The sequence below is a fragment of the Mongoliitalea daihaiensis genome, assembly GCF_021596945.1.
Lineage (GTDB): Bacteria > Bacteroidota > Bacteroidia > Cytophagales > Cyclobacteriaceae > Mongoliitalea > Mongoliitalea daihaiensis.
In genome coordinates, this window is sequence record NZ_CP063779.1 from 4,102,071 (window position 1) to 4,122,649 (window position 20,579).

The following is a 20,579-nucleotide window of genomic DNA, read 5'->3' on the forward strand; positions in this document are numbered from 1 at the left end:
TATATTGCTAAAAATATATACCTCATCCCATATAAAAAACAATCTGTGGAAATAAATAAACCCTTCACTCAGAAAGTAAAGGGTTTAATGGAATCATTAGGACAGGTTATTATCGTTACTTCTTATTGAAGTTAAATTTCAGTTCCAAGGAATAGAGTCTACCGATAATCGGAGAACCTACAAACTCCCGTTGTTCTGCATTGAATAGATTGGAAATACCTCCGCCTACTGTAATCATTTCACTAAAGGCATAGCCCGCAGAAATATCTACAGTAGTAAAGCCTCCCAAAGGACCATAATTATATAGGAATGGAGCAACTCTAGAGTTAGCACCTGCAGCAGTGGCGATTTGATTTCCTGATCTGAAATCATATTCAGGTAACCAACGTACATTTACAGAAGCGTTAAGCTTGTTATTGATAAGGTTCAATCCTGAGAAGTTAAAATTGGCTCTATGCGCAGGCGCATTTAGTACTTGCAAGGCTTCTCTTGAAGCAGGTGGAAGCAAAGACAAGTTAGGATCACCATCGAATTTACCTTCGTCGGTAATATCAGAACCGAAATAGGAATACTTAGCCCCAAAAGTGAAATTTTTATTGATCAAGTAATTGAAGCCTAAATCAGCACCCCAGTTGGTCACTTCTCCAAAATTCAAATAAGTCAAATTGATCCCACTCAGATTAGCTGGAATCGGCTGTCCTCCTCTTTCAACAATTCGTTCTCCACCTAAAAACAGATTGAGTGCTGGACTAATAAAGTTCCTGGTATTGCCATACCAAAATGTTCCATCAAAATAGAAATTTTTAGCCGGTGTTCCTTTATAACCTATCTCCCATGTTCTATTATCCTCTGGCTGCAATGGATCGATGGTTCTTCTGGCACCTGTGGCTAGATTTTCCAAGGTCAAGCCTTGGCCAGAGCCAATGATCGCACCATTTACACCGGCTATTGGGAACAAGAATTCCAGAAACTGAATAGATGGAGCTGCATATGCTCTTCCATAGCTCAAGCGGAAACTACCGTCACCAACCGCTTGCGTCAGTGCAAATCGTGGACTTACCTGCAAGTCATAGTAATCATGCTTATCCACACGAACAGCACCTACAAACTTCAATTTGTTGGTCAATTCGTAATCTGCTTGTGCCACTGCTCCAACTTGTGAAATGATGATATCACCATCGATATCGAATAAATAAGTACCCAAGCTATTGGCAACATCACGCTGATAACTACCAGCCAACACGTAGCTTAATTTACCTACATTGTTATTGTACTGAACTTCTGCATTCAATCGAGAGGATTCATCTTTAAATCCAGGAAAACCCAAACCACCCTCAGCAACAGGCAACAAGGACTTTCTCCTTGCTTCTTCTGGACTATTGCCCAATGCCAGTAAATTTCTATAGTTTACAGTTCTTCCATTGATCTGAAAGGTGTTGCCTGCATTATTCCATGTATTGGTCAGTTGGGCAAAAATGCGTGGAGAAACATACCTTGCCTGTAAATAGCTAAATGTCCAACCATCAATTTGGTTTCTACCCAAATTTGTCACCCCTATATTGGAACCTTGCCCGACTCCATAGTCCAAAATTATATCATGCCCTGCTTTTGGAGTATAATACACTGCAGCTCCCCCTCTAATCGCTTTAAAATTAAAGTCTGGGTCTAATTCTGGTATTCCTACTGCTCCCACATAAACCGTATCGATAAACTCAAAATCACGGCCCTCCGTGTACTCAAAGTTCACTTTATATGCAAATTTATCTGAAATAGCATTGGCATGTCTCAATCTACTTGAAAACACTCCCTGATTTCCAACACCTAAGGCAACCGTAGTCCCCTCTGAAGTTCTAGGATCTTTTGTAATGGTATTGACTACACCAGCGTGAGCATTAGGTCCGTACAATGCAGAAACAGGTCCAAGAATAACCTCCACTCGATCAATATCTTCCTTGATGATGGTATTATAAAATCCAGCTGGTAAACCTGTACCACCTGGAAGCATCCCATTTCTGCCATCATTTAACTGAAGCATACGCACATTGAAAGCGGAATTAAAGCCTCTAGCATTGATCCCAATACCTATTACACCCGAACGGACTACTTCAATTCCTTGGATTTTGAAAAGCATTTCACCCACGTTAAAGGAAGGTAGACGATCCAAATCTTTGGATGTAATGACTCCAATGGAAGCGGGTGCATCCGTTAATCGCTCAGGCTTTCTTGTAGCTGAAACCACAACTTCACGGCCTAATATCGAAGAGCTTCCCATGGAAATAGTCCCAAGATCTAAATCTCCGGTAAGTGTTATTTTCCTCGTTATCGTCTCATAGCCTAAAAAAGAAAAACGCAAGGTATAAGAACCTTCGTTAACAGAAGGAATTCTAATATTCCCATCCAAATCAGAAGCAGCTCCAAGACCTGTACCTTCTAAGATTGCATTGACACCGATCAAGGATTCTTTAGTGTCTGCATCCACCACTTTTGCTGTGATGGAGAATTTTTGAGCGAATGCAAACTGAACACTCAGCAGCAGGATGCCCAGCATCATGGTAAATTTTCTATTCATCGATAAATTGGGTTTAATTGTTTTTTGGCGTTTGTAAACTTACATAAAAAACAATAACAACAAAATATTATATATGCGTTTTCATTTTTTACAAAATATTGATTTAAAATAATGCAATTTGAATCCATATTTAAGAGCAAAAAAAATCAGTTATATTTCATTGATAATCATATACATAGCTCTTGAAAATACCCAAATAAAAATACCCCATCTTAGAATTTCAATATTTTAAGGGTCGAAAAAATGGTTAAAAAAAAAATAAAAAAAAATTCGGGACTCCTATCAGAACCCCGAATCTTGAATTGAAACCCAATTTGGAGCCTCATTCTATAAAATCACGAATCAAACGATTGACTACCTCGGAGCGCTCAAACATGAGCATATGTCCTGCTTGAGAGATCAGTTCAATAGTAGCTTGTGGTATGAGTTTGCCTGCACTTTCTGCTACAGAAATGGTTGAGAGCTCTGGATTCAATAATTTATTGGGAATAAGTTCATCCTGTTCTCCATAAATTACCAAGGTAGGAACTTTCAAAACAGGCAAGATTTCCGCAACAGGTTGTCTGACCATCCCGCGAATGCCATTGACCACCATACTGCTGTAGTACTTAAACTGAGGATCCTGTTTTATTGCTATTCTATCATCTATCATAAATTGGGCATCCGAAGGAAAAGAATAAAAGTTCTTCTTCAGATTTACCTCAATTTCTGTATCTGAAGCAGCTGCTATTGCAGTAGGTGTAATCATCTCAAAAAAACCTTTTTGTTGTTCTGAAAAAGTTTCGATTCCTGCTGGAGCTACTAAAATCAATGATTTAACATATTCGGGAAAAGTATGTGCATGATGGATAGCAATTTGACCTCCCATCGAATGGCCTACTAAGTGGTATCCTTTAACTTCTAGTTGCTGCATCAAATCCTGAACAAATGCAGATTGATCAGTAAGTAAATAGGTCTCTTCTGTCTTGGAAGACTTACCATAGCCTATCAAATCCACTACTATGCAGCGAAAATTATTCCGTAAACCTGCAATATTTTTTTCCCAAGCTGGTCCATAGCTACCCAAACCGTGAATAAAAACCAACACCTCTCCTGAACCCTCATCCATATAGGCCATTGTATCCCCAGTCGATAAGGTTAATTTTTTTACAGGGAAAGGATAGGGAATCCCTTCAAATTCATTTTGTCCCATCAATGAGGAAGCCCACATCATAAGTAATACTAGGAAGCATGTCTCTTTTTTCATGGCTGTTGTTGATTAGCTTTTAATTTTTTATCTACCAATATCAATAAATTTCCTATAACCACAGAAGACACTATAGCCAATGCAGCAGCTATACCTGGGTTTTTGACAGGACCTTGCATATATGAGGTCAACGGAATATAATAAACCGAAAAATGTACCGCTACAGCTGTCAGTGATGCACCAAAGGCAGCAAAGACAGGCGTTTCTTTTCGAAACGTACCATACAAGACAGGAAAGAAAGCTGCGGAAAAATAGGCGTAAACCCCGTTTTGAGCAAAGATCCCAACCGAAAGGTTAGGGTTAAGCAATTGATCTTTGGTTAGGATAAAACTGACCACTGCCAATAGGACAATTACAATCTTATTGATGAAAATACCATTCTTATCCATATTCACTAGTTTCCCTGCTAAGGGATGTACGATATCGGAGGTAATGGTAATGGATAAGGATTGAATCAGTCCTTCCAATGTGCTCAACCCTGCTGAAATCAGCCCTAGTATGAGTATCAATCCCATATACACAGGGAAGTGATTGACCACGTACCAAGTGACCACATTATCTACAGGGATTACTTTACCTTCATCCATTAATTCAGGATTCAGAATTCGGACATATAAACCCACCAAAACCACTGAAAAAAACAGGATTTCCGTCAAAACTGCTACCCAAAGAAACTTATTAACATGCGATTCACTTTTCAAAAGCAAGGATTTAGTAATAATATGAGGTTGACATACGATAGCCACACCAACAATTAATTGGCAAATGACGATTTCAAAAAAGTCTCTAAATAAGGGACTTTGTTCATTTTTCCAATCTCCTAAAAGCGGGTCAATCGCAGTCAGTTGATCTAAAAAACCATATACACCGGAAGAAAAATGTTCAAACCCAGAACCCAGCAAGATAATCGCTACTGTAACCATCAGGATAGCTTGTACCATGTTGGTATAAACCATAGAATTGGCACCCCCAAACATCATGTAACCAAAAATAAACCCAATAAGCAGAAGACTCATCCAAATTTCGTCCACTTGCAAAGAAGCTGACAACACTTTTGTCAACCCTACACAAATCAGTACAATGAATGTGATGAGTAAAAGTGAAAGAAATGCAAAAAATAGCGAAAACTTCTTACTCTTATACATGTTTCCAATCCATTGAGCCATCGTAAGTGCTTTGACTGTTTGGCCAGCTTTTCTAAAACCTTTAGTCAAGATAATCAAGGAGCCCAAAGCAGCTATGGGCAGCACTACTGCCATAGCTATGACCCCTGACAGCCCATAGTAGGCAACAAAACCAGGATTGATGATAAAAGTGGCAGCTGAGGTCATACTAGCAGCCAAGCTTAGTCCAACAGCGGTAGGGGAAAACAAGAAATTTCCCAACGCATAATCATTAATCGATTTTGTTTTTTTAGCACCTCGGAATACAAAAATCAAAATCACAGCCATATAGGTAAGTACCAAGGCTAAAACAGCTGTGCTCAAAGAGTTACTAACATTCATACATCCACGGGTTATTGGGGTTTATCTTAATTTTTTTTGCCAAAAAACAACTAAACCCAACATACCGTGCAGAAAGAAATATTTTACAAACTTAAACATTTTTCTTTTATTTAGCGCTTTATCAACCAAAAGGCAAATATGAAACACTATCATCAACTACCTTCTGGGCATCGTATGTATTACGAAATCAGAGGAAATACCGATAGTAAACACCCTCCTTTTGTCTTTTTGAATGGCTTATCTCAATCAACCCAGGCTTGGTTGGGAGTTATTCAAAAAGACTTTGGGGAAGAGTTTACATGTATCCTTATCGACCTGATTTTTCAGGGAGAAAGCGACAGTGCAGACCAATTTAAAACATTTGAGGAACATGCAGAAGATCTTCATGATCTATTATCTAAACTTGCATACCCCACCTACCATTTGGCCGGTATTTCCTATGGTGGCGCTGTAGCTCAACGTTTTATCGTGGACTATCCGGAAAAAATAAGTCAAGCCTATTTAATTTCTACATTTGCAGCAAAAAATGAGTATTTCAATGCGATTGGTTTGGGTTGGAAAAAAGCTCTTTTATGTGGAAATTATGAATTGATGTTCGATATTATGCTTCCTTTTGTACTGGGAAAAAGCTTCTTTGAAAATCCCATTATCTCCTTGGAAACTTTAAAAATATCAAAGCAGCATATGAGTCCTGCAACCTCTGACCTACTGAAGTTGATGGAAGCAACCGAAAAATCAGAGAATTACTTGATGAAATTAAGCCATTGCAAAGTTCCTTGCATCATTATACATGGGGAAGAAGATATTCTTTGTACCCCAGAAATGGGAATGGAAATGGCTCAGCATATCCCAAAAAATGAATTGATTATCCTTCCAAAAGTAGGACATACACTGAATTTGGAAGCAATAGACCCATTAAAAAATATATTAGCACTCAAAGCCAAAGCATTTGAGAACATATCAGGCATTTAGTCTAAAGGAATCATTCAGGACAGGATATTGATTCCAAAAAAAACTACCTCCTAAGAGATAGTTAAGTAAAAGAAAAAACATGAACATTTTTTAATTTTCGTCATTTTGAATCGGAGGACCCCAAACAGGAGTTAGTTCTCTTTCTTCCAATTTTATCAGCTGCCCATTTTCAAAGGTAGCCAAGACAAAAAACCGATCATCTCTTTGAACTCTATAAACCTTGATATTTCCATCAATTCCACTCAATACGGCTTCTTTATTTTGTCTTAAGAACTTTCGCTCGTTCATTCCCTGCTGAAATTCAGGACGAATACCAAAACAGGAGCTTAAGATCAAAGAGGCTACAACAATCCACAAATACTTTTTCATATCTTAATAAGTTGATTTTCAATACAAATACTATCGACAGTAGAGATGTTTTACTAGATTTTTTCTAACTTTTTATAGCAATAGTTAACTAGTTGCAAAAATTCTGCCAAAAAAATTATAAGTTGATAATAAGCAACTTATAACATTTCGGTAAGATTTTTCATCAGATGATTTGTCAAGAAAGAATTTTAGTCTACTTTTGTGGCCTAGCGGCACGACCAGCTCCTGCTGAATCCCCCAGGTCCGGAAGGAAGCAAGGGTAGGTAGTTGTAGCGGTGCGATGCCGCTTCTTTTTTTTATTTCCCCCTATATTGTAATTGCTTTCGTAACATATCTTGCTCTTTAGAAAAGTCAAAATCCCGACTATACCTTTCTAGTTTTTTTTGGAGATTATCTAAAAACTTTAAATGAGCTGGGCTATCTGGATTAAATGGTTTGTGCATCAAATCGCGCTTAATTGCCTCAAACTCTTCAATCAGATCAAATGATCGCTTGTCTATCCAAGTTTGCTTAAAACGCTCCCAAATATAGCTTTCCGCCTGATGGCTAGGATGAATGAGGTCATCTTTGTAAAAGCGATAATCCCTCAATTCGTCCATCATGATTTCAAAACTTGGGAAATAATGTACAAAATCATACGTTTCTTCCAAATCATTTGCTGCCAACCGAAGTACAGATTTACTCAACTGATTTTGAGGGATACCATCTTTGGTATGTCTGACTGGACTGACAGTAAAAATCACTTGAACATTTGGGTTGATTTCTACGAGGAGATTTAGAAAGCTTGTAAAAGCCTTTTGAATTTCATCCGGATGCAACAGCCTTTTTTCAAATAAATGAGCCGGTTGCTTATGGCAATTGGCAACCACTTCCGACCCGTTCCCAAACTCATATACCCATGCGGTACCTAGTGTAATCAAGACATGAGAAGCTTGCTCCAATACTTTTCTTGTCTGCTGTTGTTTTTTTAAAATCAACCGCTCCAAGGAATCCTGACTATAGGCCACAACGTCTGAATGCATGCCATAATACAAAAACAACCCATCTCGCACCACAATCAAGTTTTTATCGATAGGCATTTCCAGCAAAGCATCCTCCATCACTCGGGCAATAGAAATTGGGTTAAAAAGTGTCCCAAAAGTATTGTTTAAAACCGGGAATTTCCTTTCTACTAGTTTATCACCTATTACTGTTGAGAAACATGAACCAATCGCATATATACCTGATTGATGATTGATTTTAACCCGAGCTTCTGGGATAGGAAATGTAGTAGTCAATTGCATGCCTAAAAATAGAAAGAAAGCCTCAATCCAAAAAGCTTATTCCGTAATGAGCAAAAAATTAGACGAGAAAGGAGATAATGAAAAGACGGGTTTCCTGTTTTATTGACGATTCATCGTATGTAATGGTAAATCCTAATCTAGCCTTTTTTGAACCTGCAAACTTTGCCAATGAAGAGTTGAAAAAATAAACCCCTTCGTTTGGAAGGGGTTAGGTAAATTTACTTATGAGTTTTTCTCAATCCATTTATATGCATTTTTAAATGCTTCTATCCATGGAGTGACTTCATCTGTAGCACGATCAGCAGGATAATGAGGCCAGTTCCATGGCTTGATAGAGCGCTCAATATGTGGCATAATTGCCAAGTGTCTGCCATCTTGGGAAGCAATTCCCGCCACGGAATAATCTGATCCATTTGGATTACCAGGATAGGCATCGTAGCTATAGGTCATTCCTACATGGTAGGCGTCTTTGCCCTCAGGAAGATAAAACTTACCTTCTCCATGGGCAATCCAAACACCCAATCGCTGACCTGCCAATGACTGTAACATGATCGTCTTATTTTCAGGAATAGTTACATTAACAAAAGCAGACTCAAATTTATGACTTTCATTGTGCAACATTCTTGGCTTTTGAGTATGTTCTTTGGCAATTAGACCCAATTCAACCATCAGCTGACATCCATTACACACACCTAAACTGAGCGTATCTTTCCTAGCATAGAAGTTGTCTAAGGCAGCTTTCGCTTTTTCGTTATATAAAAATGCACCAGCCCAGCCTTTTGCAGAACCTAACACATCAGAGTTAGAGAATCCTCCGACAAACACAATCATTTGGACATCTTCCAAATTTTCTCTACCAGCAATCAAATCTGTCATATGAACATCTTTGACGTCAAAGCCTGCTAACCACAAGGAATAAGCCATTTCTCGATCTCCGTTCACTCCTTTTTCTCGGATGATGGCAGCACACTTCCCAGAACCTGTTCGCCTGTAAGGATTCAACCGGTAGGCGTCAAATGTCCCCTCCCAGTCTTCTCTAAATGTATAAGATAAAGATTGTAATTTGTAATTTTGTTTTCTCTCAAGGGCTAACCGTTCACCACTCTGATGCTTGTCCAATAAGTAGGAAGATTTAAACCAACTGTCACGCATTTCCTCAACCGATAATTCAAGTGAAAGATCCGAAAAGGTGACTTTCCCAGAAGAAGTGACTTCAGCCAAGGATACGTAAAGAATCCCGTAATTTTCCAGCAAAGCACGTACCTTTTCCACCTCCTGAACTTGAATCAACACCCCTGGGTTTTCTGCAAATAATGCTTTGACCAAATCAGCATTTGCCAATCTATCCGTTTTTACATGCAAACCTACCGTCTTAGATGGAAAACACATTTCGAGTAGTGTAGTAATCAATCCTCCTGAGGAAATATCATGGCCGGCAAGGATCAGCCCTTCATCAATTAGCTTTTGGATTACCATGAAGGCTTGTCCAAAATACGCAGGATCCAAAATATCTGGCGTTTCATTCCCGATTTTATTTAGAACTTGTGCCAAACTAGAACCTCCTAGTTTAGCACTGTCTTTTGAAAAATCAATGTAAAAGACTTTTGTTCCCTCAATAGGCTTTAAGTCAGGAGAAACTGTTTTCGCTGGAGCCGAACATTCGGCAACGGTGGAAATAATCACAGTTCCTGGGGAATAAACCGTCTTTCCATCAGGATATTTCTGAGTCATGGAAAGAGAATCTTTCCCAGTAGGAATATTGATCCCTAAGGCAATCGCAAAATCTGAAATTGATTGAACTGCCCTATAAAGCCGATCATTTTCCCCTGGATTTTTAGCAGGCCACATCCAGTTAGCCGACAAGGAAACTCCCTGCAGCCCTTGTTCGATTGGGGCCCAAACCAAATTAGTCATTGCCTCAGCAATTGCTAAACGAGAACCAGCTTCAGGATTGGCTAATGCGGCTACCGGGGCATGCCCTATGGATGTAGCAATTCCCTTGGCACCTGTGAAATCCAATGCCATTACCGCCACATTGTTAAGAGGTAGTTGGATCTCCCCTACTGTCTGTTGTTTGACTACTCTTCCCGTTACAGAACGGTCTACTTTATTGGTTAACCAGTCTTTGCAAGCGACTGCTTCTAATTGAAGTACTTCCTGAATGTAATATTTTAACTGATCTACTGTATATGGAACGTTTTCAAATGAAGCAACATGGGTGCTATCCTCCAAAATGGTTTTAGGTGAGCTACCAAACATATATGCGAGATCCCAGTCTATAGGCTTCTCACCGGTTTGGGAATTTTCAAACTTGAAATGCATGTCACCGGTAGTTTCTCCAACTACGTAAAATGGAGCACGTTCCCGCTCAGCAATCTTTTGCAAGGTAGGTAGATCCTTGGGGTGGACAACTAAACCCATTCGCTCCTGGGATTCATTCCCGACAATTTCTTTGGCTGACAAAGTAGGATCACCCACGGGCAATTTGTTCACATATATTGTCCCGCCAGTAGATTCAACCAATTCAGAAAGGCAATTCAAGTGACCACCGGCTCCATGATCATGAATTGAAATAATAGGATTGTCAGCGCTTTCTGCCATTGCTCGAATGACATTTGAAACACGCTTTTGCATTTCAGGATTTGAACGTTGGATCGCATTCAATTCAATGGAATTGCTAAATTCACCTGTATTGACGGAAGAAACAGCTCCTCCCCCCATACCAATGCGGTAATTATCTCCTCCCATCACCACGATCTGATCCCCTTTGGAAGGCTCTGATTTCTTAGCATATGCCTTATTCGTAAATCCCACACCTCCCGCAAGCATGATGACTTTATCAAATCCATGATTTTTATTTCCCTCCTCGTGTTCAAAAGTCAACAAAGAGCCACAAATCAAGGGTTGCCCAAACTTATTACCAAAATCAGAAGCACCATTGGAAGCCTTAATTAAGATATCAAGCGGTGTTTGATACAACCATTTTCTTTCCTGTAAATTTTTCTCCCAAGAGCGGCCTTCTTCCGATCGGGCATAAGAAGTCATATAAACAGCGGTACCCGCTAAAGGAATAGACGCTGTACCACCAGCCATCCGATCCCGAATCTCACCTCCAGAACCTGTAGCAGCACCATTAAAAGGCTCTACGGTGGTAGGGAAATTATGTGTTTCTGCTTTCAAAGAAATAACTGAATCAAGAGTATGAATTTCAAAAAAATCAGCTTCGTCTTGTCTTTTAGGTGCAAACTGCTGAATAGTCGGGCCATCTACAAAAGCGACATTATCTTTATAGGCTGAGACAATGCGGTTAGGGTGCCTTTTAGAAGTTTCTTTGATCAATTGAAAAAGTGTAGAAGGTTTTTCTTCTCCATCAATCACAAAATTTCCATTGAAAATTTTATGCCGGCAGTGCTCTGAATTCACCTGACTGAATCCAAAAACTTCCGAATCCGTCAACAACCTACCTAAACTCTTACTTACATCATTTAAATAATCTATTTCCTCTTCACTTAAAGCCAATCCCTCTTGCTTACTGTAAGCTGCGATGTCTTCGATAGACTTGATCGGCTCAGGATTCAGATGCACATCAAATATCTCTTGATCCAACACCTGATATACCCTTTGAAGCATGGGGTCAATTTTTTGGCCACTATTGAGAGGCATAAATTCCTCCATCCGTTGAATGCCTAAAATCCCCATATTCAGGGTGATTTCGACAGCATTGGTAGACCAAGGAGTGACCATCTCCTTTCTGGGTCCTAGATATTGACCATTGATCGTATTTTCACTCAAAAGTGCTGCGTTTCCCAATAGCCAAGATAATTTTTCAAGTGCATCTGCCGCTAAGGGTTGAGCCGATTGTACGGCGTAGACTAGATTGTTTGGGGATTGAAAGAAGAAAATCATTCGATTATGAGGAGCTGTTTTTTGGAAAGGCAAATGTAAACATTTGAGGCAAAAGAATAAACATTTGTTTGGAAGGAAATCGAGGACCAACTTTCATATCCCAAATGTCCGAAAAAAGCTTCATCAACTTGATTATGAGCTGTATTGCAATAGCACCAATTAAGCCTTACAAATAATTATTCGCTAAATTTCATTTTTCTATAAAGTTTAGCTAAATTTGCGGTCTTGAATTAAAGATTAGGGATGAAATTCTTGAGGAATTACAATATTGACATAGTAAAATTAAGAGAAGATAATTATACATTTTCTTTTGATGTCACTGGAGAGTTTTTCGAGCATTTTAAAGCGGATGAGTGGGTAAAGGGCGCGGATATGCAAATAACGGCTCTTTTGAAAAAAACCTCGGCAGTAATCGAAGTCGACTTCCAGTTAACAGGCACCGTGCGCTTGATTTGCGATAGAAGTCTAGAAGAGTTTGATTACCCTTTAAACATAGAAGAAAAAGTCATCTATAAATACGGTGCTGCTGAACAAGAATTAAGTGAAGATTTATTTATCATCACGAAAGATACACCCGCTATCAACGTAGCACAGTTGCTGTATGAATTTATATTAATTGCTATCCCAGCAAAGAAAATACATCCTGATTATTTGGATGAAATTGATGAAGAAGATTTTGAGGGAGAGGGAGTGTATGTATATATAGATGGAGAGGACAACTTTGAAGAGGATTCCCCTATCGATTCCAATGAAAAAAAAGAAATTGACCCACGTTGGGCGATATTGAATAAATTAAAAGCAAAAGATTAATCTAAACATAGTATAGCGATGGCACATCCTAAACGAAAAATTTCGAAAACAAGAAGAGACAAAAGGAGAACACACTATAAGTTGACTGCTCCTGGATTGGCACAGTGCCCAACTACGGGCGAAATGCACCTTCCTCACAGAGCATTCTGGCTTGACGGTAAGTTATATTACAAAGGTCAGGTGATTATGGAAAAAGAAGTTCTTGCTTAATTAACGAATAAGGCCTTATTACCAAAATCCATTGTCTATCAGGCAGTGGATTTTCTTTTTAATATACTTCATTATTATACTTTCAAGGCTGTTTTGGAGGTTCTCTACATACTTAGTCTGTCCTTCCAACAAAAAACTTTGGTGAAAATGCAGTTTTTAGATAATTTTGAAGGCTTGTTTAACCTAGTATAGATGTCTTGCATTGTAATTATGCAACTAATACGCTAAAAAGTCAACCACGTTAAATCAGCAAATTCACAAAAATACTAACAAATGAAAAAAACCAGAGCAGTGATTACTGGCGTCCACGGATGGGTTCCGGAATACATTCTAACCAATCGAGAGTTGGAAACTATGGTAGACACTAACGATGAATGGATTGTAACCAGAACTGGGATCAAGGAACGAAGAATCCTCAAAGGTGATAATCAAGGTACGTCAGTGATCGGAATCAATGCCGTCAAAGGACTCTTGGAAAAAACAAATACTAACCCTGCGGAGATTGATTTAATAATCTGTGCTACCGTCACCCCAGACATGCCATTCCCAGCTACGGCAAACATCATAGCGGACGGTGTAGGTGCAAAAAAGAGTTTCAGTTTTGATATTTCGGCAGCATGTTCTGGTTTTTTGTATGCCCTAACCATGGGTTCCCAATTCATTGAAACAGGCATGCACAAAAAGGTAATTGTTGTTGGAGCCGATAAGATGTCATCGATCATTGATTATCAAGACAGAGCAACATGTATTATTTTTGGAGACGGAGGTGGTGCAGTACTTTTAGAACCAACTACAGAGGAGGTTGGTGTTATGGATTCTTTACTTCATGCTGATGGATCGGGAGCACCCTATTTACATATGAAGGCAGGCGGGAGTAGAAAACCCGCAACTGTAGAGACAATCAATGCTCGTGAGCATTATGCTTTCCAAGAGGGATCTACTGTGTTCAAGTTTGCAGTAACCAATATGGCAGATGTAAGCGCACGGATCATGGAAAAAAACAATCTTAAACCAGATGATATTGCATGGTTAGTACCTCATCAAGCAAACAAACGAATCATCGATGCAACTGCGAATAGAATGGGAGTAGGACCTGAAAAAGTCATGCTCAACATCGAACGTTATGGGAATACTACCGCAGGAACCTTACCTTTGTGTTTATGGGATTATGAACCTCAGCTTAAAAAAGGGGACAATATCATCCTAGCAGCATTTGGAGGTGGATTCACATGGGGGTCCATTTACTTAAAATGGGGCTACGACGGATCAAATACGTAAAAATTAAACCTGAAATAAAATGGCAAGTACAGCAGATTTCAAAAATGGATTATGTCTAGAAATGAATAATGACATTTATTCCATTGTAGAATTTCAGCACGTTAAACCTGGCAAAGGTGCAGCTTTTGTAAGAACTAAACTTAAAAGCCTCACTACTGGTAAAGTTTTAGATAAAACTTACAATGCTGGAGAAAAAGTAACCACTGCTAGAGTAGAAAAAAGACCTCATCAATTTATCTACGTGGATGATTATGGATACAACTTTATGGATACCGAAACTTTCGAGCAAATTCCAATTGCTGAAAAGTTGATTGATAGACCTAACTTGCTAAAGGAGGGTCAAATGGTAGATATCCTAGTCCATGCGGAAAATGAAACACCACTTACTGTAGAACTACCTCCATTTGTAGAATTGATGATCACTTATACGGAGCCTGGCATTAAAGGTGATACTGCTACTAATGCATTAAAACCTGCAACCGTTGAAACAGGTGCTACTGTGATGGTTCCGTTATTCGTAGAGCAGGACACCATGATTAAAGTTGATACACGTGACGGTTCTTATTCAGAACGCGTAAAATAAATCCAAAGCTACTAGTATAGCTCCTTTGTTAGGTCTAAGCTAGTAGCTTTTTATGGTTATTATTATTAAACCCTCAAAACTGAATCACATGAAAGCAAAAGAAATTCAAGAGCTTATTGACTTTATATCAAATTCTGGATTAGCAGAAGTAAAAATTGAAACGGAAGAGTTTAAACTTTCAATCAAGAAATATTCAGAAGCCCCAGCCGTCAAATTCGAAGCTGCACCTGCGCCAGCTGCAGCAGCTACTCCAGTTGCTGCTCCTGCTCCCGTTGCTGCACCGGCACCAACTGTAAAAGAAGACACTAGCAGTTTGATTGAAATAAAATCACCTATGATAGGTACGTTTTATAGAACACCAAATCCAGATGCTGATGCTTTTGTCAATGTCGGTGATAGCATCAAGTCGGGACAAACTGTTTGTATTATCGAAGCAATGAAGCTATTTAATGAAATAGAATCAGAAGTTTCAGGGAAAATTGTAAAAGTATTGGTTGAAAATGCTCAGCCTGTAGAATACGATCAGCCATTGTTCTTAGTTGACCCGGCAGGATAAGCTGGCATGTCCCCTGTGTTGATGGTAATGCTTCAAAACACATGGGATTTCGCATTTACCCCAGCGCATTGGGGAATCCTACTGTATGACAATTTTTGTCATAATGATCACATTAAATTCAATTGCTGTGTTTAAAAAAATATTAATAGCCAATAGAGGAGAGATCGCTTTACGTGTTATCAGAACCTGCAAAGAAATGGGAATCAAAACTGTCGCTGTGTATTCTACAGCCGATAAAGACAGTCTTCATGTCCGCTTTGCAGATGAAGCTGTATGCATAGGACCACCTCCTAGTAGAGATTCATACTTAAATATCCCAAGGATAATTGCTGCTGCTGAAATCACCAATGCAGATGCAATTCACCCCGGTTATGGTTTTCTTTCCGAAAATGCCGAATTCTCAAGAATCTGTGAAGAGTATGGGATCAAATTTATAGGCGCCAGTCCTGAAATGATCAATAAAATGGGTGATAAAGCCACTGCCAAAGCCACAATGAAAGCAGCAGGCGTCCCAACCATTCCTGGATCTGAAGGTCTTCTGGAATCTATGGAGCAAGGTATTGAGCTTGCCGAAAAAATGGGATATCCAATCATTTTAAAAGCTACCGCAGGCGGCGGTGGTCGAGGGATGCGGATTGTCAAAGAAACTTCTGAGTTTAAAAAAGCTTGGGATGATGCCCGGCAAGAGTCAGGTGCCGCTTTTGGAAATGATGGACTTTATTTGGAGAAATTTGTCGAGGAACCTAGACATATTGAAATTCAGATTGTAGGTGACAGTAACGGTAAGGCCTGCCATTTATCTGAAAGAGACTGTTCTATCCAAAGACGTCACCAGAAATTGGTGGAAGAGACACCTTCTCCGTTCATAACAGATGAGTTGAGAGAAGCGATGGGTAAGGCTGCTATCAAAGGTGCAGAGGCAATTGCATATGAAGGTGCGGGGACCATTGAATTTTTGGTCGATAAAAACCGAAATTTCTACTTTATGGAGATGAATACCCGAATCCAAGTAGAGCATCCAATCACTGAAGAAGTAACAGACTTTGATTTGATTAAAGAACAAATTAAAGTTGCTGCCGGTGAGAAAATCACTGGGAAAAATTACTATCCAAAGCTTTTTGCAATGGAGTGTAGAATTAACGCCGAGGATCCTGCCAATGGATTTAGACCGAGTCCAGGGAAAATACAGAATCTACATCTTCCAGGAGGTAAAGGTGTAAGAATCGATAGCCACGTCTATGCAGGCTATGTGATTCCACCAAATTACGATTCAATGATTGCCAAACTGATTGTCAGCGGTCAATCAAGAGAAGAAGTGATCCTTCGGATGAGAAGAGCCTTGGAAGAGTTTGTAATTGACGGAGTTAAAACAACGATTCCTTTCCACATCGCTCTTTTAAAAGATGAACAGTTCAAAGCTGGTAACTTTACTACCAAATTTTTAGAGTCATTTGACTTTTCTGTCATTCGATAATAAATGCAAAAAGACCTTCCAAATGGAAGGTCTTTTTTTGTCAAATCAAGAGTATCGTTTCACCCATAGCGAGCTCTGGCGGATTGTATCCTCTCATAGAATCCCTTTGTTCCAAGTAGACAATTGAAGTCCTATTGTATTGCATTTTAAATAATGATTTGACTGCGATGGCCTCTTCACAGTTTTCCATAAACAAGACATCTGGCACTCTTGCCAAACTGTTTAATTGATCAGGAGTATCATCATTTAATACAAAAATACCTAGACATTCAAACTCCAAAGAGTTTAGAGAGTTTAGTATTCGATGAATTGACTTACTGGTGTTGGCTAGCACACAGTAACCTTTTGCACTTTGTTTGGGTAATAACATATTTGTTGGTTAATTATTTGAGAAAATCGGAGGTTTCATCAATCCCTTATTCTCTCAAGCTTTAGGTGACATTTTCTTTAAACAATCGTTTATCTTAATTTTCTCCTCTTAATCTTAGCTCAGTTCTTCTGTTGAGCTGATGCATGGCTTCTGTGCATGGGATGGCTCCACAATCGTTGACCGGTTGGGTTTTTCCAAACCATTGGTACTGCATGCGTGCAGCATCCACTCCCCTGTTGACTAGGTAGTCCATCACCACCTGTGCCCTGCGCTCGCTCAGCCCTTTGTTGTACTCCTCGCTTCCACGCTGATCGGTATGGCCTGCGATAGATAGCTGTAGGTTTTTCATACGGTTAAGCATGATGGCCGTACGTTCGAGTTCTTTCTTATGCACTGATCTCAATGTATTCTTGTCAAAATCAAAGTAGATGGTCGGAAGGCTGTTTAGTTCATTTCGCAGGCTGTCAAACAGGCCGTTGATATCGCAGAGGTCTTTACCCATCAGCTCCTTGGGCAGCTCATACTGCTTGTCTTTGTCGGGGAATGCCTCGAGTACCAGTTCACTTCTTCTGTTGAGCTGATGTGCCGGCTCCGGACAGGGTACCCCGTCCCCACAGTCGTTGGTGAGTACTTCCTCTCCATACCATTCAAGCCTGATACGCTCCGCCCCGATGTTGTAGCCTGCTAGGTAATCCTTGACAGCATCCGCCCGGCGCTGACTCAGTGCCTCGTTGTATGCCCTGCTCGCCCTTGAATCTGTGTGGCTGCCCACCAATAGATCCAGGAAGCTGTATCGGTTCATCAGCTCTGCAATCTTGTCGAGTGCTTCCTGTGCATCTTTTCTGATTTTGGATCTGTCCAAATCGTAGTAGACAATATCCACATACACGGGTGTCTGATAAGGGATGGCTGCAAGCCTGTATTCACGCTCGAGCTTCTCCTCCTTCAGGTTGACCGTACTTAAGGTGTTGTCCGTGATGGTGAAATAGCCTTTTTTGCTGATCACCAATCCGAATTCCTTTTCTGGCTCTAGGTCTGCCAATAGTTCTCCAGTGGCTCCTCGCTTGGTATTTAGCTGATCGCCTCCTTTTTGGCGAAGGTCTGCGTCAAACTCCTCGGCGATGATGTTGCCGTCGCAGTCGATCACCCGAGCGATCAGACGCTTGTGCAGATCTTCGACCAAGTAGATGTCATCCAGTCCCATGCCGCCCTCTCGGTCCGAAGACAGGTAACGCTTGCCATCCGAAAACTCTACATAGGCAAAATCATCCCTGGGGCTGTTGAACGGTACGCCCATGTTTTCAGGAGTGCCGATGCTTGCTGCACTGTACGGGGCACGGAAGATATCCATACCTCCCAATCCTACATGGCCCCTGGAACTGAAGTAAAACCAGTCCCCTACACGGGAAGGATGGCTTTCGCTCTCCATGGTATTGATCCCGCTGCCGAGGTTGACAGGCTCTCCGAAGGTGTCCATCCCATCATACTCCACATAATAAATATCGTAACCGCCATAGCCTCCTTCCCTGTTGGAAGCAAAATAGAGTCTGCCGCTTTGCGCATCGTAAAAGGCGTTCATCATCCCGTATTCCAGCATGCTGTTGTGCGGGAAAGGCTTACTGTCGGAGACCGTACCATCTGCCTGTAGATTTCCGTAAAAAATCCCTGGGAAATTGGTCAGCTTCATGCTCTGCTTTCTGCTGCCTACCTTGGTCTGCCCCACAAAGGCGGTGTACATGATTTTGCTTCCTTCCCCGTACACGTGCACATCGGATACGTGCTGTACGCCTTCTAGATCGATCACGATAGGCTTGGCCTCTCCCGAACCTTCCTTGACATAAAGTCTGTAGTACTCACGCTCGTTGAAATTACTCTTCTCATCGGAGAACAGGTTGTTTTTGGCATCCAGTCTGATGGCTTTGCGCTTGGAGGAGGAAACCCCACCCCTGTCGCTGGAAAAATATTGGCTGTCTTCATGACGGGAAAGTCCGAAGTCCGAGCCGCTGCTGTTGATGCCTTTGGGTTGTACCAGTTTCACGTTTTTGCGCTCTCCGTAAAGTTTTTCAAGCGTCTCCAGGTCGAGGCCAGGAAAATCAAAGCTGCTGTATCCGCCTGCTGTGAGGAAAGCATTGAGGTCTTCCGCCTCTCCTGCCTGCATCGCTGCCATCAGGTAGAGGTAAAAATCATCCTTGTTAGACTCTTCGTAGGCTACTGTTTTACCCCACCATTCGAAGGCTTGGTCATAATCCCTCAGGGTCTGATAGGTCACTGCCAGCTTTCGGGCTGTCTCGTACGTTTCTTTGCGTGCATACGCTTCACCGTATACCTGGGCTGCATGCGCGTAGTTTTCTAGTTCAAACTGCTTGTCTGCAAATCTGAGCAGGGGACGCTGCGCCTCGGCGGTGATTGTGTACATGAACAGCAGCAGGGCTGCCAAAAATTTGATATAAGTAGTTTTGCTTCTCATGATCAGAACCATCTCGGGTTTTTAAGTTTAACATTCCGCGGAGTAAGGTAGTAACCTACCGAAAATTCGTGGGAATTGTTTCTATAATTCTGCAGGGCATTCAGATTGGCATCGTAGGCATAGCCGATACGCAGATTTTCTGTCGCAAAGATCTCTGCTATGAAAGCCACTGCTGTGCGGTTGTTGAGTGTACCTTCTAGGTTTTCGTTCCACATCTGTATGTTGGAACGGTAGCTGGCTCCGAGCCACAGACGCTCCATAAACAAGAACATTCCATTGATGTCGACACTGGTCGGTGCACCCTTTACTTCCTTGATCAGAAAGCTAGGCTTAAACTCCACACGATCGGACACGGGAATCAATGCCCCTGCGGTAATGTAGTAATGAAAATCGTGAAAAGCGAGTGAAATATCCTCACGCTCTAGAACTCCTCTGCCGACCATGTTGAAGGCACTCACACCTGCATAGAAGCGGTTGGTATGGAAAAAAGCACCCATGTTCATGTTAGGGGTAAACATCACCTCTGTTCCTAGGGGAAGATTTGGATCCAACTGATCTACTGGATCGAGCATACTTCCATCGATCATGTATTGGCTGGCCCCTGCACTGATACCCAGACCAAGGAAACTCTCCTTACCGGTCTGAATGCGGTAGCTGTATGTCAGCATTCCTGTAGAAGTACTGGTTGGCCCAATCTGATCGCTCAAGAGGGATACACCGAAGCCCATCAGGCCTTCATTGGCACTTAGGTCAGCTGTGATTGTAAAGGTACGGGGAGCACCTGGGAAATTTACCCATTGGTTACGGAAGGTACTCTGAATGTATCCTTGATTTTTATACCCCGCATAAGCAGGGTTGATGTGTAGCCCGTTAAAAATGTACTGGCTAAACTGCGGAAGCTGTTGCGAATAAGAAAATGTGGGAGTACAGAGTACTCCCACAACAACAATTATAAATTTCACATACTTTGACATAGCAAAC

16 protein-coding genes and 1 other RNA gene are annotated in these 20,579 nt (G+C 40.8%); 8 read left to right on the forward strand and 9 right to left on the reverse strand.

Features of this window, described 5'->3' with window-relative positions; genetic code table 11:
• Positions 1-115 precede the first annotated feature (115 nt).
• The 3 genes from IPZ59_RS17390 to IPZ59_RS17400 all read right to left on the reverse strand — a co-directional run bounded on the left by IPZ59_RS17390 (position 116) and on the right by IPZ59_RS17400 (position 5,320).
• Positions 116-2,569, reverse strand: coding sequence for a TonB-dependent receptor (locus IPZ59_RS17390; protein ID WP_236137320.1), 2,454 nt, complete (start codon positions 2,567-2,569; stop codon positions 116-118).
• A 322-nt stretch (positions 2,570-2,891) separates the two neighbouring features.
• Positions 2,892-3,815 (reverse strand): alpha/beta fold hydrolase, encoded by a 924-nt coding sequence (locus tag IPZ59_RS17395; RefSeq protein ID WP_236137321.1) that lies wholly within the window; start codon positions 3,813-3,815, stop codon positions 2,892-2,894.
• The gene (locus tag IPZ59_RS17400; RefSeq protein WP_236137322.1) at positions 3,812-5,320 is read right to left on the reverse strand and encodes a sodium:solute symporter family transporter; all 1,509 of its coding nucleotides are present in this window, start codon (positions 5,318-5,320) and stop codon (positions 3,812-3,814) included. Before IPZ59_RS17400 ends, IPZ59_RS17395 begins: the two co-directional genes overlap by 4 nt.
• A 138-nt stretch (positions 5,321-5,458) precedes the next feature.
• Between IPZ59_RS17400 and IPZ59_RS17405 the strand changes: the two genes are divergently transcribed.
• Positions 5,459-6,292, forward strand: coding sequence for an alpha/beta fold hydrolase (locus tag IPZ59_RS17405; protein WP_236137323.1), 834 nt, complete (start codon positions 5,459-5,461; stop codon positions 6,290-6,292).
• A gap of 90 nt (positions 6,293-6,382) precedes the next feature.
• Here the strand turns inward: IPZ59_RS17405 and IPZ59_RS17410 are convergent, their stop codons facing one another.
• Positions 6,383-6,661, reverse strand: a complete 279-nt coding sequence (locus IPZ59_RS17410; RefSeq protein ID WP_236137324.1) for a hypothetical protein — start codon at positions 6,659-6,661, stop codon at positions 6,383-6,385.
• 206 nt (positions 6,662-6,867) lie between these two features.
• On the opposite strand from IPZ59_RS17410, the gene ffs reads away from it, so the two are divergent.
• Positions 6,868-6,954: signal recognition particle sRNA small type (ffs, locus tag IPZ59_RS17415), an RNA gene on the forward strand.
• Between the two features lie 3 nt (positions 6,955-6,957).
• On the opposite strand, the gene IPZ59_RS17420 is transcribed toward ffs, so the two are convergent.
• Both IPZ59_RS17420 and purL read right to left on the reverse strand, forming a co-directional pair.
• A complete protein-coding gene (locus IPZ59_RS17420; protein ID WP_236137325.1) occupies positions 6,958-7,944 on the reverse strand; it encodes a GSCFA domain-containing protein in 987 nt (328 codons plus the stop codon).
• A 222-nt stretch (positions 7,945-8,166) separates the two neighbouring features.
• Entirely contained in the window at positions 8,167-11,850 is a 3,684-nt protein-coding gene (gene purL / locus IPZ59_RS17425; RefSeq protein ID WP_236139827.1) for a phosphoribosylformylglycinamidine synthase, read from the reverse strand.
• Between the two features lie 243 nt (positions 11,851-12,093).
• Here purL and IPZ59_RS17430 point away from each other — a divergent pair, with 243 nt between their 5' ends.
• From IPZ59_RS17430 to accC, 6 genes are all read left to right on the forward strand, one after another.
• A complete protein-coding gene (locus IPZ59_RS17430) occupies positions 12,094-12,660 on the forward strand; it encodes a YceD family protein (protein WP_236137326.1) in 567 nt (188 codons plus the stop codon).
• An 18-nt stretch (positions 12,661-12,678) separates the two neighbouring features.
• Positions 12,679-12,870, forward strand: coding sequence for a 50S ribosomal protein L32 (gene rpmF, locus IPZ59_RS17435; protein WP_189586132.1), 192 nt, complete (start codon positions 12,679-12,681; stop codon positions 12,868-12,870).
• A gap of 273 nt (positions 12,871-13,143) precedes the next feature.
• The gene (locus IPZ59_RS17440; protein ID WP_236137327.1) at positions 13,144-14,148 is read left to right on the forward strand and encodes a beta-ketoacyl-ACP synthase III; all 1,005 of its coding nucleotides are present in this window, start codon (positions 13,144-13,146) and stop codon (positions 14,146-14,148) included.
• Between the two features lie 19 nt (positions 14,149-14,167).
• Positions 14,168-14,731, forward strand: a complete 564-nt coding sequence (efp, locus tag IPZ59_RS17445; protein WP_236137328.1) for an elongation factor P — start codon at positions 14,168-14,170, stop codon at positions 14,729-14,731.
• Between the two features lie 88 nt (positions 14,732-14,819).
• Positions 14,820-15,287 (forward strand): acetyl-CoA carboxylase biotin carboxyl carrier protein, encoded by a 468-nt coding sequence (gene accB / locus IPZ59_RS17450; protein ID WP_236137329.1) that lies wholly within the window; start codon positions 14,820-14,822, stop codon positions 15,285-15,287.
• Between the two features lie 127 nt (positions 15,288-15,414).
• Complete coding sequence (accC, locus tag IPZ59_RS17455) at positions 15,415-16,761, forward strand: acetyl-CoA carboxylase biotin carboxylase subunit (RefSeq protein ID WP_236139828.1); 1,347 nt, start codon at positions 15,415-15,417, stop codon at positions 16,759-16,761.
• Positions 16,762-16,801: 40 nt separating this feature from the next.
• Here the strand turns inward: accC and IPZ59_RS17460 are convergent, their stop codons facing one another.
• The 3 genes from IPZ59_RS17460 to IPZ59_RS17470 all read right to left on the reverse strand — a co-directional run bounded on the left by IPZ59_RS17460 (position 16,802) and on the right by IPZ59_RS17470 (position 20,572).
• Complete coding sequence (locus IPZ59_RS17460; protein ID WP_236137330.1) at positions 16,802-17,131, reverse strand: hypothetical protein; 330 nt, start codon at positions 17,129-17,131, stop codon at positions 16,802-16,804.
• 94 nt (positions 17,132-17,225) lie between these two features.
• Complete coding sequence (locus IPZ59_RS17465; RefSeq protein ID WP_236137331.1) at positions 17,226-19,610, reverse strand: OmpA family protein; 2,385 nt, start codon at positions 19,608-19,610, stop codon at positions 17,226-17,228.
• Positions 19,601-20,572 carry a PorP/SprF family type IX secretion system membrane protein gene (locus IPZ59_RS17470; protein ID WP_236137332.1) on the reverse strand — a complete coding sequence of 324 codons (972 nt, stop codon included), beginning with the start codon at positions 20,570-20,572 and terminating at the stop codon, positions 19,601-19,603. Before IPZ59_RS17470 ends, IPZ59_RS17465 begins: the two co-directional genes overlap by 10 nt.
• Positions 20,573-20,579 lie beyond the last annotated feature (7 nt).

What these genes read in the sequence shown, in the direction of transcription:
- IPZ59_RS17390 (WP_236137320.1), bottom strand. Translation starts at nt 2,569, where the DNA reads ATGAATAGAAAATTTACCATGATGCTGGGCATCCTGCTGCTGAGTGTT.
- IPZ59_RS17395 (WP_236137321.1), bottom strand. Translation starts at nt 3,815, where the DNA reads ATGAAAAAAGAGACATGCTTCCTAGTATTACTTATGATGTGGGCTTCC.
- IPZ59_RS17400 (WP_236137322.1), bottom strand. Translation starts at nt 5,320, where the DNA reads ATGAATGTTAGTAACTCTTTGAGCACAGCTGTTTTAGCCTTGGTACTT.
- IPZ59_RS17405 (WP_236137323.1), top strand. Translation starts at nt 5,459, where the DNA reads ATGAAACACTATCATCAACTACCTTCTGGGCATCGTATGTATTACGAA.
- IPZ59_RS17410 (WP_236137324.1), bottom strand. Translation starts at nt 6,661, where the DNA reads ATGAAAAAGTATTTGTGGATTGTTGTAGCCTCTTTGATCTTAAGCTCC.
- IPZ59_RS17420 (WP_236137325.1), bottom strand. Translation starts at nt 7,944, where the DNA reads ATGCAATTGACTACTACATTTCCTATCCCAGAAGCTCGGGTTAAAATC.
- purL (WP_236139827.1), bottom strand. Translation starts at nt 11,850, where the DNA reads ATGATTTTCTTCTTTCAATCCCCAAACAATCTAGTCTACGCCGTACAA.
- IPZ59_RS17430 (WP_236137326.1), top strand. Translation starts at nt 12,094, where the DNA reads ATGAAATTCTTGAGGAATTACAATATTGACATAGTAAAATTAAGAGAA.
- rpmF (WP_189586132.1), top strand. Translation starts at nt 12,679, where the DNA reads ATGGCACATCCTAAACGAAAAATTTCGAAAACAAGAAGAGACAAAAGG.
- IPZ59_RS17440 (WP_236137327.1), top strand. Translation starts at nt 13,144, where the DNA reads ATGAAAAAAACCAGAGCAGTGATTACTGGCGTCCACGGATGGGTTCCG.
- efp (WP_236137328.1), top strand. Translation starts at nt 14,168, where the DNA reads ATGGCAAGTACAGCAGATTTCAAAAATGGATTATGTCTAGAAATGAAT.
- accB (WP_236137329.1), top strand. Translation starts at nt 14,820, where the DNA reads ATGAAAGCAAAAGAAATTCAAGAGCTTATTGACTTTATATCAAATTCT.
- IPZ59_RS17460 (WP_236137330.1), bottom strand. Translation starts at nt 17,131, where the DNA reads ATGTTATTACCCAAACAAAGTGCAAAAGGTTACTGTGTGCTAGCCAAC.
- IPZ59_RS17465 (WP_236137331.1), bottom strand. Translation starts at nt 19,610, where the DNA reads ATGGTTCTGATCATGAGAAGCAAAACTACTTATATCAAATTTTTGGCA.
- IPZ59_RS17470 (WP_236137332.1), bottom strand. Translation starts at nt 20,572, where the DNA reads ATGTCAAAGTATGTGAAATTTATAATTGTTGTTGTGGGAGTACTCTGT.